Origin of the sequence: Paracoccus sp. M683 (assembly GCF_007096355.1) — a bacterium.
Lineage (GTDB): Bacteria > Pseudomonadota > Alphaproteobacteria > Rhodobacterales > Rhodobacteraceae > Paracoccus.
In genome coordinates, this window is record NZ_VKDF01000001.1 from 43,337 (window position 1) to 55,833 (window position 12,497).

General features: G+C 64.3%; 13 protein-coding genes. 7 read left to right on the forward strand and 6 right to left on the reverse strand.

Annotated features, from left to right (window positions below; genetic code table 11):
• From FNJ84_RS00205 to FNJ84_RS00220, 4 genes are read right to left on the reverse strand one after another with little or no spacing between them, the layout of a single operon-like run.
• Positions 1–1,005 (reverse strand): ABC transporter permease, encoded by a 1,005-nt coding sequence (locus FNJ84_RS00205; protein WP_143790908.1) that lies wholly within the window; start codon positions 1,003–1,005, stop codon positions 1–3.
• Positions 1,002–2,507 carry a sugar ABC transporter ATP-binding protein gene (locus FNJ84_RS00210; protein ID WP_143790909.1) on the reverse strand — a complete coding sequence of 502 codons (1,506 nt, stop codon included), beginning with the start codon at positions 2,505–2,507 and terminating at the stop codon, positions 1,002–1,004. Before FNJ84_RS00210 ends, FNJ84_RS00205 begins: the two co-directional genes overlap by 4 nt.
• Positions 2,504–3,649 (reverse strand): Gfo/Idh/MocA family protein, encoded by a 1,146-nt coding sequence (locus tag FNJ84_RS00215; protein ID WP_221931900.1) that lies wholly within the window; start codon positions 3,647–3,649, stop codon positions 2,504–2,506. The genes FNJ84_RS00210 and FNJ84_RS00215 overlap by 4 nt, the downstream gene beginning before the upstream one ends.
• A 2-nt stretch (positions 3,650–3,651) precedes the next feature.
• Positions 3,652–4,710 carry a sugar phosphate isomerase/epimerase gene (locus FNJ84_RS00220; protein ID WP_143790910.1) on the reverse strand — a complete coding sequence of 353 codons (1,059 nt, stop codon included), beginning with the start codon at positions 4,708–4,710 and terminating at the stop codon, positions 3,652–3,654.
• A 137-nt stretch (positions 4,711–4,847) separates the two neighbouring features.
• Between FNJ84_RS00220 and FNJ84_RS00225 the strand changes: the two genes are divergently transcribed.
• From FNJ84_RS00225 to FNJ84_RS00235, 3 genes are all read left to right on the forward strand, one after another.
• Complete coding sequence (locus tag FNJ84_RS00225; protein ID WP_143790911.1) at positions 4,848–5,870, forward strand: LacI family DNA-binding transcriptional regulator; 1,023 nt, start codon at positions 4,848–4,850, stop codon at positions 5,868–5,870.
• A 62-nt stretch (positions 5,871–5,932) separates the two neighbouring features.
• Positions 5,933–7,048, forward strand: a complete 1,116-nt coding sequence (locus FNJ84_RS00230; RefSeq protein ID WP_143790912.1) for an NAD(P)-binding domain-containing protein — start codon at positions 5,933–5,935, stop codon at positions 7,046–7,048.
• Positions 7,048–7,335 (forward strand): GNAT family N-acetyltransferase, encoded by a 288-nt coding sequence (locus FNJ84_RS00235; RefSeq protein WP_143790913.1) that lies wholly within the window; start codon positions 7,048–7,050, stop codon positions 7,333–7,335. Before FNJ84_RS00230 ends, FNJ84_RS00235 begins: the two co-directional genes overlap by 1 nt.
• Before the next feature lie 3 nt (positions 7,336–7,338).
• Here FNJ84_RS00235 and FNJ84_RS00240 read toward each other — a convergent pair whose 3' ends face one another.
• Positions 7,339–7,755 carry a helix-turn-helix domain-containing protein gene (locus FNJ84_RS00240; RefSeq protein ID WP_143790914.1) on the reverse strand — a complete coding sequence of 139 codons (417 nt, stop codon included), beginning with the start codon at positions 7,753–7,755 and terminating at the stop codon, positions 7,339–7,341.
• 112 nt (positions 7,756–7,867) lie between these two features.
• Here FNJ84_RS00240 and FNJ84_RS00245 point away from each other — a divergent pair, with 112 nt between their 5' ends.
• Genes FNJ84_RS00245 through FNJ84_RS00260 form a run of 4 tightly spaced genes read left to right on the forward strand, consistent with a single transcriptional unit; the run spans position 7,868 to position 11,021 of the window.
• Complete coding sequence (locus FNJ84_RS00245; RefSeq protein WP_143790915.1) at positions 7,868–8,929, forward strand: LLM class flavin-dependent oxidoreductase; 1,062 nt, start codon at positions 7,868–7,870, stop codon at positions 8,927–8,929.
• A gap of 11 nt (positions 8,930–8,940) precedes the next feature.
• Positions 8,941–9,585: an NADPH-dependent F420 reductase gene (locus tag FNJ84_RS00250; protein ID WP_221931901.1), complete on the forward strand. Its 645-nt coding sequence runs from the start codon at positions 8,941–8,943 to the stop codon at positions 9,583–9,585.
• Positions 9,586–9,606: 21 nt separating this feature from the next.
• Entirely contained in the window at positions 9,607–10,266 is a 660-nt protein-coding gene (locus tag FNJ84_RS00255; RefSeq protein ID WP_143790917.1) for a DsbA family protein, read from the forward strand.
• Complete coding sequence (locus tag FNJ84_RS00260; protein WP_185968373.1) at positions 10,263–11,021, forward strand: glutathione S-transferase family protein; 759 nt, start codon at positions 10,263–10,265, stop codon at positions 11,019–11,021. The genes FNJ84_RS00255 and FNJ84_RS00260 overlap by 4 nt, the downstream gene beginning before the upstream one ends.
• Before the next feature lie 144 nt (positions 11,022–11,165).
• On the opposite strand, the gene FNJ84_RS00265 is transcribed toward FNJ84_RS00260, so the two are convergent.
• Positions 11,166–12,497, reverse strand: a complete 1,332-nt coding sequence (locus tag FNJ84_RS00265; protein ID WP_143790918.1) for a glutamine synthetase family protein — start codon at positions 12,495–12,497, stop codon at positions 11,166–11,168.

Consider the following 12,497-nt stretch of genomic DNA (forward strand, 5'->3'; position numbering starts at 1 on the left):
TTAGCGGGCGGGGCCGGTATTGCGCTGCAAGACGACGGCCAGGATGATGACGACGCCCTGGATGGCACCGTTCAGATAGGGGCTGACGAAATCGGTCAGGTTCAGCAGGTTGCCGATCAGAGACAGGATCAGAACGCCGACCACCGTGCCCCAGACCCGGCCAAAGCCGCCCTTCAGCAGGGTGCCGCCGATGATCACGGCCGCAATCGCCTCCAGTTCCCACAAAAGACCGGTGGTGGCGGATGCCGAACCAAGGCGCGGCACATACATGACCACCGCGACGCCGACCAGCAGACCCAGCAGCACATAGGTGGCCAGCTTGACCCGCTGCACATGGACCGAGGAATAGCGGGCGACCTTTTCGTTCGACCCGATGGCGGCGCAATGGCGGCCGAATGCGGTGTGGCGCATGACGATTTCACCGATGATCGCCAGGGCCGCAAAGACGATGATCGGCCAGCTGATCCCGAAGATGCCGCCGTAATAGACCGGCCGATACATCTCGCTAAGGCCGGTGCCCAGTGACAGCGTGCCGCCATCGGCCAGCCAGGTGATCAGGCTGCGATAGATGCCCATGGTGCCAAGCGTCAGGATAAAGGCCTCGATCCCGGCCCTTGTGATCATGATGCCGTTGATGAAGCCCGCCGCCAGACCCGCGCCAAGTGCCAGCGCGATGCCCAGAAGGATCACCCCGATGCTGTCACCCATACTGGCGCTGAGCAGGTTCATGACCATGATCATCAACCCTGCGACAAAGGCCGCCATCGAGCCGACCGACAGGTCCAGCCCGCCCGCAGTGATCACGAAGGTCATGCCGATGGCGATGATGCCGATAAAGGCCGACCGCGCCAGCACGTTGGTCACGTTGGCATAGCTGAGGAAATTGGGGTTCAGCAAAACCCCGATCAGGATCAGCACCGCCAGCGCCACCAGGGGCCCGATGACGCGCAGATCAATCTTGCGGGCGCGGGTGGCGCCGGTATTCGAGATACTTGCCGCGCTCATGCCGCGTGCTCCTTGTCCAAATGCTCCATGCCCATCGCCAGTCGCACGATACCGTGTTCGGTCACGGCCTCGCCCGACAATTCCCCCTGAATGCGGCCCGCATGCATGACCACCACGCGCGAGGCGAGGCCGATCAGCTCGGGCATTTCCGAGGAAATGACGATGATGCTGCGGCCCTCGGCCGCAAGCTGGGCGATCAGGTTATAGATTTGCTGTTTGGTGCCGATGTCGATGCCCCGCGTCGGCTCATCAATGATGACCACGTCCGGGTTGCTAAGCAGGGTCTTGGCCAGCAACAGTTTCTGCTGGTTGCCGCCCGACAGGTCCCCCACCGCCATATCGCGCGAAGGCACGCGGATGGCGAAATCGGCGATGGCCTTGTCCAGCGCCGCTTCCTCGCGCTTGCGGTCGATCAGCGGGCGGCCAAAGTTTTCCAGCAAAGGCAGGGTCAGGTTCTCGCGCAGGGATTTTTCCAGCAGCAGGCCCGCGCCCTTGCGATCCTCGGTCAGATAGGTCAGCCCCGCCGCCATCGCCTGCGAGACGTGATCGGGCGCCAGTTCCTGCCCCTTCAGCCGGACCGAGCCATTGCGCGGACGCAGGCCCGCAATCGCCTCGGCCAGTTCGGTGCGGCCCGATCCGACCAGACCGCCAATGCCCAGAACCTCGCCCCGGTGCAGGGTCAGGCTGGCATCCTCGACCACGCCCGGCACGCTGACATTCGCAACCTCAAGGATCGGCTCGGCGCCCCGCGCAACCTTGGGCGGGTAAAGGTCCGACAGTTCCCGGCCCACCATCGCGGTGGCCATGTCATCCTCGGTCACGTCTGCGATCAGGTCTGACCGCACCATGATCCCATCGCGCAGCACCGTAACCCTGTCGGCGATATGCTTCACCTCGCCCAGCTTGTGCGAGGTATAAAGGATCGCCACGCCCTCGGCCCGCAGGCGTTCCACCTGACGGAACAGCACTTCGGTTTCGCGCTCGGTCAAAACGGCGGTGGGTTCGTCCATGATCAGCACGCGGGCCTTGCGCGACAGGGCCTTGGCGATTTCCACCATCTGCTTGTCGGGCACGGAAATCTGGCTGACGCGGGTGCCCGGATCGGCCCGGCTTTCCAGCCGCGACAGCAGCTCCGCCGTCCGGTCCCGCATGCTGCGGTGATCCAACAGCCAGCCGCGTTTCAATTCGCGGCCCAGAAAGACGTTCTGATCGACCGAAAGATGTTCGGCCAGGTTGAATTCCTGATGGATCATGATGATCCCCAGGTCCTCGGCCTCATCCGAGCCGGTGAACTGGATCGGCTTGCCGTCCAGAATGACCTCGCCCCCGGTCTGGGACAGGTATCCGGCGAGGATTTTCATCGTGGTCGATTTCCCGGCCCCGTTCTCGCCGATCAGGGCGTGAACCTCGCCGGGGCGCAGGGCAAAATTGACGCCGTGCAGGATCTCGATGGGGCCGAAGGACTTGGTTACGCCCTTCAGTTCAAGGATAGCGTCAGTCATTTCATCACCTTCACGAAAGCAGCGTTTTGCGCGTTAGAGCGGATGCAGGCGTCGATGAAGAACAACCCCTCCAGCCCGTCATCGACGCCCGGCATGGCCAGCCCCTCGGGCGCGGCCTGCCCGGCCTGACGGGCACGGATGGCCAGAGCGGCCTCGGTATAGATATTGGCGAAGCCTTCCAGATAGCCCTCGGGGTGGCCGGTCGGCGTGCGGCTGAGCCGGCCAAGCCCCGGCGCCGTGCCCGGCCCATTGCGGCGCAGCTTTTGCGCGGGCTGGCCGAAGGGCGTGAACCACAGCGTTTCCGGCACCTCATGCGACCATTCCAGACCGCCCTTGTCACCATAGACCCGCAGTTTAAGCCCGTTTTCGGTGCCCGGTGCGACCTGCGAGGCCCAAAGCATCCCCCGCGCCCCCGAGGCATAGCGCATCAGGATATTGGCGTTGTCGTCCAGCTTGCGGCCGGGGACAAAGCTGGACAGATCGGCGGCAATCTGATCGGGCGCCATGCCAGTGACGAAATGCGCCAGTTGGAAGGCATGGGTGCCGATATCGCCGATGGCGCCCCCTGCCCCGGCCTTCGCCGGATCGCCACGCCATTCGGCCTGCTTGCTGTCGGAAGGCTCGGTCAGCCAGTCCTGCGCATATTCGACCTGCACCAGCCGGACAGCCCCCAGATCGCCGCGCTCGATCATCGCGCGGGCCTGACGGATCTGCGGATAGGCAGAGTAGTTATGGGTCAGCACAAACAGCGCATCCGAGGTCCGCACCAGTTCCGCCAGTTCCCGCGCCTGATCCAGCGAAACGGTCATCGGCTTGTCGCAGATCACATGGATGCCCTGCGCCAGAAACGCCTTGGCCGCCGGAAAATGCAGATGGTTGGGCGTGCAGATGGCGACGGCCTCGATGCCGTCGTCACGGGCGGCCTCGGCGCGTGCCATTTCTTCGAAATCGCCATAGCTGCGGTCGGCTGCGATGCCCACCGCTGCGGCACTTTGCGCGGATTTCTCGGCGGTCGAGGACAGCGCGCCAGCGACCAGATCATACTGCCCGTCCAGTCGCGCGGCGATGCGATGGACATTGCCGATCAGCGCGCCTGCGCCGCCGCCGACCATGCCCAGCCTGATCGGAATATGCCGTTCCATGCTCAACCCTCCAGCCCCAGCATGCGCCGGTTGGCCGCCTCATCGGTGCCAGCGTCGGCGAAATCGTCAAAGACACGGTCGGTCACGCGGATGATGTGGTCGCGCACGAACCCAGCCCCTTCGCGGGCGCCATCCTCGGGATGTTTCAGCGCGCATTCCCATTCGACCACGGCCCAACCGTCGAAATCATATTGCGTCAGCTTGGAAAAGATCGACTTGAAATCAACCTGCCCGTCGCCGGGGCTGCGGAACCGGCCCGCCCGGTCGATCCAGGGTTGATAGCCGCCATAGACACCCTGCCGCCCGGTCGGGTTGAACTCGGCATCCTTGACGTGGAACATGCCGATCCGCTCGGCATAGATGTCGATGTGGTCGAGGTAATCCAGCTGCTGCAAGACATAATGCGACGGGTCGTAAAGCATCCGCGCACGGGGGTGCTGGTCCACCCGGTCCAGAAACATCTCGAAGGTGACGCCGTCATGCAGGTCTTCGCCGGGATGGATCTCGAAACAGATATCGACGCCCTTTTCCTCGGCATGATCCAGGATCGGACGCCAGCGAGCGGCCAGTTCATCAAATGCGGCCTCGACCAGGCCCGCCGGGCGCTGCGGCCAGGGGTAGAAATAGGGCCAGGCCAGCGCGCCCGAAAACGCCGCCATCCGGTCCAGCCCCAGATTGGCCGAGGCGTCGATGGTCTTCATCACCTGCTCGACGCCCCAGACCTGCCGTGCCTTGGGATTGCCGCGCAGGGCCGCCGGCGCAAAGCCGTCAAAGGCCTCGTCAAAGGCCGGATGCACGGCGACCAGCTGCCCCTGAACATGGGCCGAAAGTTCGGTGATCTCGACGCCGTTCTGGCGCGCACGGCCCAGCAGGTCGTCGCAATAGCCGCGCGAACCAGCTGCCAGATCGAGGTCCATCAGCGACGCCTCGCCCGAGGGAACCTGCACGCCCAGATAGCCCAGACCGGCGGCCCAGCCCGTGATGGCGTCGAAATTGTCGAACGGCGCAGACGTGCCGACGAACTGGGCCAGAAACAGCCCAGGACCCTTGATCGTTTTCATATTTCCCCCCGGAACTCCCCCCGGAACCGATTCTGTTCATGTAATCGGTTTCATAGAAAACTGTCACAGAATGAAAAGGTTTACAACATTCTTTTTTGCGCTATCCAAGACAGAACAGATCCAATCGGCAGGCCGACGTGAGCGACGCGAAAAGACCGCCCAGAATTCATGATGTTGCACGGATTGCAGGTGTGTCGGTGGCCACCGTCAGCCGGGTCATGTCCAACCCCGCAATCGTCGCCGAGGCCACCCGCCGCGCAGTCGAGGATGCGATTGCCGAAACCGGCTATACCCTGAACGTGACCGCCCGGAACCTGCGTCAGCAGCAGGTCGGCGCAGTGCTGGCGCTGGTCCCGAAACTGGCCAATCCGTTCTTCTCGGTCATCCTGTCGGGCATCGCCGATGTGCTGCGCGGCAAGGGGCTGAACCTTCTGGTGCTGGACACGACCGCGACCGGCGGCACCGCGCAACAGGCCATCGGCACCTATCTGACGCGTTCGCATTCGGACGGGGTGATCGTGCTGGATGGCGGGCTTGACCCTGCGCTGTTCCGTCACGCCAACTGCCCGCCCGTGGTGCAGGCCTGCGAGTGGATCGAGGATCTGCCTGCGCCGCGCGTGCTGGCCAATAATGCCGAGGGCGGGCGGCTGGCCATCGCGCATCTGGCGGGGCTTGGCCATCAGAACATCCTGCACCTGACCGGCCCGCTGAAAAACTCGCTGACCACGTCGCGACGCGCGGGTGTGCTGATTGGCCTGGCCGATGCAGGCCTGTCTGCCGGCGCCGAGGATCGGGTGATTCCGGGTGATTTCTCGTTGCAATCGGGCCACGCGGCGGCCGAGCAGATCCTGTCCATGGCCACCCGCCCCAGTGCCGTGTTCTGCGACAATGACGAGATGGCGATCGGACTGCTGAACGGCCTTGTGCGCGGCGGGCTGAACGTGCCGCAGGACATGTCCATCGTCGGTTTCGACAATATCGAGATGTCGGCCTATGCCCTGCCACCGCTGACCACGATCAGGCAGTATCGCGCCATGCTTGGCCGTCAGGCCGCCAACAGCCTGCTGGCGCTGATCGACGGCCAAAGCTGCCCCGATGAACAGATGCTGCCGGTCGAATTGCTGATCCGCGAAAGCACAAGACCGACAGGCCAGGCCTGACCGCAGGGCCCGTCGGTTTTTTACCGATAGCAGTGGCGCGCACCCTGTGACACACAGGGGAAATGACAAACGCGCTTGCTTACAAGATTGATATCCTGGTGATCGGCGGCGGTCAGGCCGGTCTGTCGGCCGCCTATCACCTGCAACGCCTGGGTCTGGTCGGCGGCAAGGGCTTTCTGCTGCTGGACAAGTCACCCCGTGCCGGCGGCGCCTGGCAGTTCCGCTGGCCCTCGCTGACCATGAAGACGATCAACCGCCTGCATGACCTGCCCGGCATGGGCTTTGCCGAGGTGCTTGACCCCGGCCAGACCGAGGTGCGCGCGGCCGAGGCCGTGCCGGCCTATTTCCAGGCCTATGAGGAACGCTTTCACCTGCCGGTCTATCGCCCGGTGACCGTGCGGCTGGTCTGCGGTCGGGGCGACCGGCTGCGGGTGGAAACCGATCACGAGACCTTCTCGGCCCGCGGCATCATCAACTGCACCGGAACCTGGGACATGCCGCAGATCCCCTATTACCCCGGACGCGAGCTGTTTCAGGGTCGGCAGATGCATACCCATGACTACAAGACGGCCGATGAATTTGCCGGGCAGCGCGTTGCCATCGTCGGCGCCGGCATCTCGGCGCTGCAAATGCTGGACGAGATTTCGCGCGTGGCCGACACGATCTGGGTGACGCGCCGCCCGCCCGAATTTCATCGCGGCGATTTCACCCCCGAGGATGGCCGCGCCGCCGTCGCGCTGGTCGAGGATCGGGTGCGGCGCGGGCTGATCCCCGGCTCGGTCGTGTCCGTCACCGGCATTCCGCGCACCCCCGCCATCGACGCGATGGAGGCACGCGGCGTCCTGGACCGGCAGCCGATGTTCTCGCAGATCACGCCCACCGGCATTCGCTGGCCCGACGGGCGCGAGGAACAGGTGGACGTGATCCTTTGGGCGACGGGATTCCGCAGCGCGCTGGATCATCTTGCGCCGCTGCAACTGCGCGAGGACAATGGCGGCATCGTCATGGGCGGGCGACTGGCGACGCAGGTGGTCAGGGATCCGCGCATCCATCTGGTCGGCTATGGGCCATCGGCCTCGACCATCGGGGCCAATCGCGCGGGGGCTGCGGCGGCGCGGGAACTGGTCGACCATCTGGGTCTTGAACCCGTGACCCCTCAGGATGAAGGACAGGGATAATGATGCCGGACACCGTGATCGACAACCCCGCGGAACACCGCTTTGAATTGGCGCTGGATGGCGAGGACATCGCCGCCGCCTATTACCGGATCGACGAAAACGGCAATGTCGTTCTGACCCATACCGAGGTGCCCTTCGCCTATTCCGGTCGCGGCATCGGCACCCAGCTGGCCACCGGCGTCTTTGACCTGATCCGGGCATCCGGGCGCAAGGCTGTGCTGAAATGCAGCTTCATGGGCCGGTTCTACAGCACCCATCGGGAGTATGACGATATCGTTGTCGGCTGATCCTCAGCCATTCTCGCGGTCGAACCGCGCCTGAGCCGCAGCGATCGCGGGCTCGTTCGTGATCGCCCATTGGCCCAGCACCTCGACCGGCGCGCGCAGCGACCGGCCCAGATCGGTCAGCGCATATTCCACGCGCGGCGGCGTCGTCGGAATGACCGTGCGGGTGATCAGGCCGTCACGCTCCATCCCGCGCAGGGTCAGGGTCAGCATCCGCTGCGAAATGCCGTCGATGCCGCGCTTCAGCTGATTGAACCGCAGCGACCCGCCGCACAACGCCATCACGATCAGCATCGACCATTTATCCCCGATCCGGTTCAGGATCAGGCGCACGGGGACGCAGGCATCCAGCAGGCCGGGGCCGTTGGCGGCATCATCGGCAGGGCCAGTGCCGGGGGGCGTCTGATGGGCATCAGGTAACATGGATGTGCCTACTTGCATCGTGGTTTTCAGTATCAATATAGGTGCAAGTTACAAATTTATACCAGCGGATCGCAGAAAAATTTCGCACCCGCTGATGCAAGGAGGGATTGATATGGAACTTGGCGTCTACAGTTTTGGCGATGTGCAGCGCGACCCTGAAACCGGCGCGCTTGGCACCACGGCCGAGGCGCAGCGCAACCTGCTGGAGGCGATCCAACTGGCCGATCAGGTCGGGTTGGATTATTTCGGTATTGGCGAACACCACACCTATGAAATGCCTGCCTCGGCCGCGACCGTGGTTCTGGGCGCGGCGGCTGCGACCACGAAGAACATTCTTCTGGGCAGCGCGGTAACGGTGCTGTCGACCGATGACCCGGTGCGGGTCTATCAGCAATTCGCCACGCTTGACGCGCTGTCGAACGGCCGGGCCGAGATCACGGCGGGGCGCGGTTCCTCGACCGAAAGCTTCCCGTTGTTCGGGCACAGCCTGAATGACTATGACGATCTTTATGCCGAAAAGCTGGACCTGCTGCTGCGGCTGAACGAATCGGACCGGATCACCTGGGAAGGCCGCTTCCGCCCGTCGCTGGATGATGCCCTGGTGGTGCCGCGCCCTGTAAACGGCAAGCTGCCGATCTGGCTGGCCACGGGCGGCAACCCCAACTCGACCGTTCGCGCGGCGATTGCCGGTCTGCCGGTCAGCTATGCCATCATCGGCGGCGATGCAGAACGCTTTGCCCCGCTGGCCCAGCTTTACCGTCAGGCCGTCGAGCAGGTGAAGGTGCCCAACGCCGATGTCCGCATCTCGGTCGCCAGCCCCGGCTTTGTCGGCGAGGATTCGAACGCGGCCAAAGAACTGTGGTGGAACCACTATCACGAGGCTTTCCGCGCCATTGGCGAAATCCGCGGCTTCCCGGCCCCGCAGCGCGCCGGCTACGATCGCGATGCCAATGGCAAAGGCGCCCTGTTCGTCGGTTCGCCCGAGGAAATCGCAGACCGTATCCTGGCGCTGCATGGCGCGATGAAGCATGATCGGCACTTCTTCCAGATGGATCTGGGTCAATTGCCGCAAAAAGACTTCCTGCGCTCGATCGAGCTGTTGGGGACGAAGGTGAAACCGCTGGTCGACGCTGCGCTGGCCGAAAAGGCCGATGCCCAGCCCGAAACCGCATGATGGAGGAAAAGATGACCGAACCGAAAGTGATCGGCATCCTTGGCGCGGGGCGCGTGGGCACGGCAATTGCCCGGCGCGCCCTTGCGGCGGGATACCAGGTGCGCGTCGCCTCGTCCCGCCCCGCGACCGAGATCGCGCTGGTGCTGCAATTCGTGGCCCCCGGCGCGATCGCATCCGATGCTGACGAGGTGATCGCGGGCAGCGACATCATCGTGCTGGCCCTGCCGCTGTCGAAATATCGCAACCTGCGCCCCGACGCGCTGGCTGGCAAGATCGTGGTCGATGCGATGAACTATTGGGCACCGACCGATGGCGTTTTGCCGGAATTTGAAGGTGCGCCCAGCAGCACCGAGGTCGTCGCCGACCATCTGGCCGGCGCGCGGCTGGTGCGCAGCTTCAACCACATGGGCTATCACGAGATAGATGGCGAGGCCCGGCCCAAGGGCGACGCCGAGCGTCGCGCCATGGCGGTCGCCGGCGATGATCCGCAGGCGCGCGAAACCGTGGCGGGGTTCATCGACCGCCTTGGCTTTGACCCCGTGGATGCCGGCCGGCTAAGCGCCGCCAGCGCCTTCGACATCGGCACGCCCGTCTTTGGCGCGCGGCTGGATCGCGGCCAGTTGAAGGCCGCGCTGAACCTGCCCGCCGCAGCCTGACCCCGGATGAAGGAGAACACCATGACCGCCCCCTTCAAGATCGACATCTGGTCGGACATCGCCTGCCCCTGGTGCTATATCGGCAAGCGGCGGCTGGAAGCCGCGCTTGACCGTTTCGACGGCGCACCGGTGCAGATCACCTGGCACGGTTTCGAACTGAACCCCGACGCGCCCGCCGAATATCCGGGGACGCAGGCCGACTATCTGGCGAAACATCTGGGTGCCTCGCCCCAGCAGGTCCAGCAGATGAGCGCGCAGGTCACCAGCCTCGCCGCGCGCGAGGGGCTGGATTATGATCTGGACGCCGTGCAGATCACCAATACCGGCAAGGCCCATGAACTGATCCATTTCGCCCAGACCCAGGGCAAAGGCGCCGAGATGAAGGAACGGCTGCTCAAGGCCTATTTCACCGATGGCCGCCATGTCGGCCGAATCGACGATCTGGCCGATCTTGCGGCTGAAATCGGGCTTGATCGGGCGGCGGCCCGGCAGGCGCTGGAATCGGGTGATTTCGCCAAGGACGTCGCCGATGACAAGGCGCAGGCACGGGCCTTTGGCATCCAGGGCGTGCCCTTTTTCGTCATGGGCGGCAAATATGGGCTGTCAGGCGCGCAGGAAGCCGATACGTTTCTGCAAGCCCTGAACAAGGTGCAATCCGAACAGACGGAGACATCTGAATGACCAGCCCCCTCACCCCCCTTGGCGATGCTGCGGCAACCTGCGAGGGCGGCGTCTGCGCCGTCCCCGAAGCCGGGGCGGTGGCACTGCCACGGCTTACCCTGATCAGCTTTCCGACCTGCCCCTATGTGCAGCGCGCCGTGATCGCCTTGAAGGAACGTGGCGTCGATTTCCAGGTCACCTATATCGACCTCGCCAACAAGCCGGATTGGTTCCTTCAGATCTCTCCCCTTGGCAAGGTGCCGGTGCTGAAGGTTGAACGCGACGGCGATGACCCTGCGATCCTGTTCGAAAGCGCGGTCATTCTGGCCTATCTTGACGAGACCTTGCCGGGTGACCGGCTGTTCCCCGACGATCCGCTGGACCGCGCGCGTCAGCGGTCATGGATCGAATATGCCGGCAGCGTGCTGGGCGATCTGTGGAAACTGGGCCAAGCCAAAGACGCCGAAGGGTTCGATGCAGCGCTGACCGCGCTGCGCGACCGGCTGGCCGTGCTTGAACCCGAGGTGAAGGGGCCGTTCTTCGCCGGTCAGCGCTTTTCTGCGGTTGACGCGGTCTATGCCCCGGCCTTCCGCCAGATCGACGCGATCGAGACAGTGGCCCCCTTGGGTCTTTTTGCGGATCTGCCCCGGCTGGATGCCTGGCGCCGCGAGCTGGCCGCGCGCCGCAGCGTGCGCGATGCCGTGCCCGCCGATTTCGTCGACCGGCATCTGACCCGCCTGCGCGCCAGCGATGCCTATGTGCTGAAAGACCACTGACGGCTGCGAAGGACCTGATCAGATCAGTCGGCCGCCGCCCGTGAATCGCGACCCGCCCGATTTCGGTGGTCATGTTGCAGGCGGCGCTGTGATCCAGCGCCGCCGCTTTTTCAAGGCGAGGTCGGGCCGCCGCGCCGCTTTAGCCTAGACAGTGTCCAGATACAGCTCGACCGTTTCCTCGTCCGACAGTTCGGCCATGTAATGCAGTTCCTGGCGCTTGGTCATCAGATAGTTCTCGATCAGATGATCCGGGAAGATGCGCTTGATGTCCGGGCAATCGGCAAAGGCGTCGATGGCCTCTTGCCAGGTGCCGGGAAGCTGCGCCAGCTTCTGATCATAGGCGTTGCCCTGGAAGGCGGCGGGTGGCTCCAGCTTTTCCTCGATGCCGTTCAGCGCGGCGCCGAGGATGGCGGCGACGGTCAGATAGGGGTTCACATCGCCCCCCGCCACGCGATGCTCGATCCGGCGGGCCTTGGGGCCGGATGAGGGGATGCGGATCGCCGCCGTGCGGTTTTCATAGGCCCAGCCAATCCCCGTGGGCGCATGGGCGTTCGGCACCAACCGATCATAGGAATTTTCATGCGGCGCAAACAGCAGGGTCGAGCCGGGCATGGCCCGCAGGCAGCCGCCGACCGCATGACGCAAAGCCTCGGTTCCCTCGTCGCCGCCATTGTCAAAGATGTTCTTGCCCTGTTTGGTCAGGATCGAGAAATGCATATGCATCCCGTTGCCGGACCACATGTCATAGGGCTTGGCCATGAAGCTGGCGGCAAAGCCGTATTGTCGCGCCACACCCTTGACCAGCATCTTGAACAGCCAGGTATCATCGGCTGCCTTCAGCGGGTCGGCCTGATGCATCAGGTTGATCTCGAACTGGCCCGGCCCGGCCTCGGAAATGGCGGTATCGGCCGGGATGTCCATGGATTCGCAGGCGTCGTACAGCGCGCTGAAAAACTGGTCGAACGCGTCCAGCGCCCGCAGGCTTAGCACCTCGCCCCCGGTGCGACGCTTGCCGGAACGCGGGCTGGGAGGAACGCGCAGGGTGCGGCCGGAATCGTCGATCAGATAGAATTCCAGTTCGGTGGCGACCACCGGCACCAGACCTGCGGCGTCATAGCGCGCGACCACCTGGGCCAGCGCCTGACGCGGATCGCCGTCATAGGGGCGGCCATCGGGATGGAACATCCACAAGGGCAACAGCGCGGTTGGCGCGTCCAGCCAGGGCATCGGCAGGAAGCCGCGTTCTGTCGGCAGCAGGATACCGTCGGGGTCGCCGGATTCGAAGACCAGCGGGCTGTCCTCGATATCCTCGCCCCAGATGTCGAGGTTCAGCACCGAATACGGGAACTTGGTCCCTTCGGTCAGCACCTTCTCGGCAAAGCGGGCGGGCACACGTTTTCCGCGCGCGACCCCGTTGAGGTCGGCAGCGGCAATTCGGATCGTCTTGACCTCAGGGTGTTCCCTCAGCCAGTCCAT

Bases quoted from the DNA above. Each gene is read 5' to 3' on its own strand.
- FNJ84_RS00240 (WP_143790914.1), bottom strand. From the start codon at position 7,755: ATGTTACCTGATGCCCATCAGACGCCCCCCGGCACTGGCCCTGCCGAT.
- FNJ84_RS00220 (WP_143790910.1), bottom strand. From the start codon at position 4,710: ATGAAAACGATCAAGGGTCCTGGGCTGTTTCTGGCCCAGTTCGTCGGC.
- FNJ84_RS00230 (WP_143790912.1), top strand. From the start codon at position 5,933: ATGACAAACGCGCTTGCTTACAAGATTGATATCCTGGTGATCGGCGGC.
- FNJ84_RS00245 (WP_143790915.1), top strand. From the start codon at position 7,868: ATGGAACTTGGCGTCTACAGTTTTGGCGATGTGCAGCGCGACCCTGAA.
- FNJ84_RS00260 (WP_185968373.1), top strand. From the start codon at position 10,263: ATGACCAGCCCCCTCACCCCCCTTGGCGATGCTGCGGCAACCTGCGAG.
- FNJ84_RS00235 (WP_143790913.1), top strand. From the start codon at position 7,048: ATGATGCCGGACACCGTGATCGACAACCCCGCGGAACACCGCTTTGAA.
- FNJ84_RS00255 (WP_143790917.1), top strand. From the start codon at position 9,607: ATGACCGCCCCCTTCAAGATCGACATCTGGTCGGACATCGCCTGCCCC.
- FNJ84_RS00205 (WP_143790908.1), bottom strand. From the start codon at position 1,005: ATGAGCGCGGCAAGTATCTCGAATACCGGCGCCACCCGCGCCCGCAAG.
- FNJ84_RS00210 (WP_143790909.1), bottom strand. From the start codon at position 2,507: ATGACTGACGCTATCCTTGAACTGAAGGGCGTAACCAAGTCCTTCGGC.
- FNJ84_RS00265 (WP_143790918.1), bottom strand. From the start codon at position 12,497: ATGGACTGGCTGAGGGAACACCCTGAGGTCAAGACGATCCGAATTGCC.
- FNJ84_RS00250 (WP_221931901.1), top strand. From the start codon at position 8,941: ATGACCGAACCGAAAGTGATCGGCATCCTTGGCGCGGGGCGCGTGGGC.
- FNJ84_RS00215 (WP_221931900.1), bottom strand. From the start codon at position 3,649: ATGGAACGGCATATTCCGATCAGGCTGGGCATGGTCGGCGGCGGCGCA.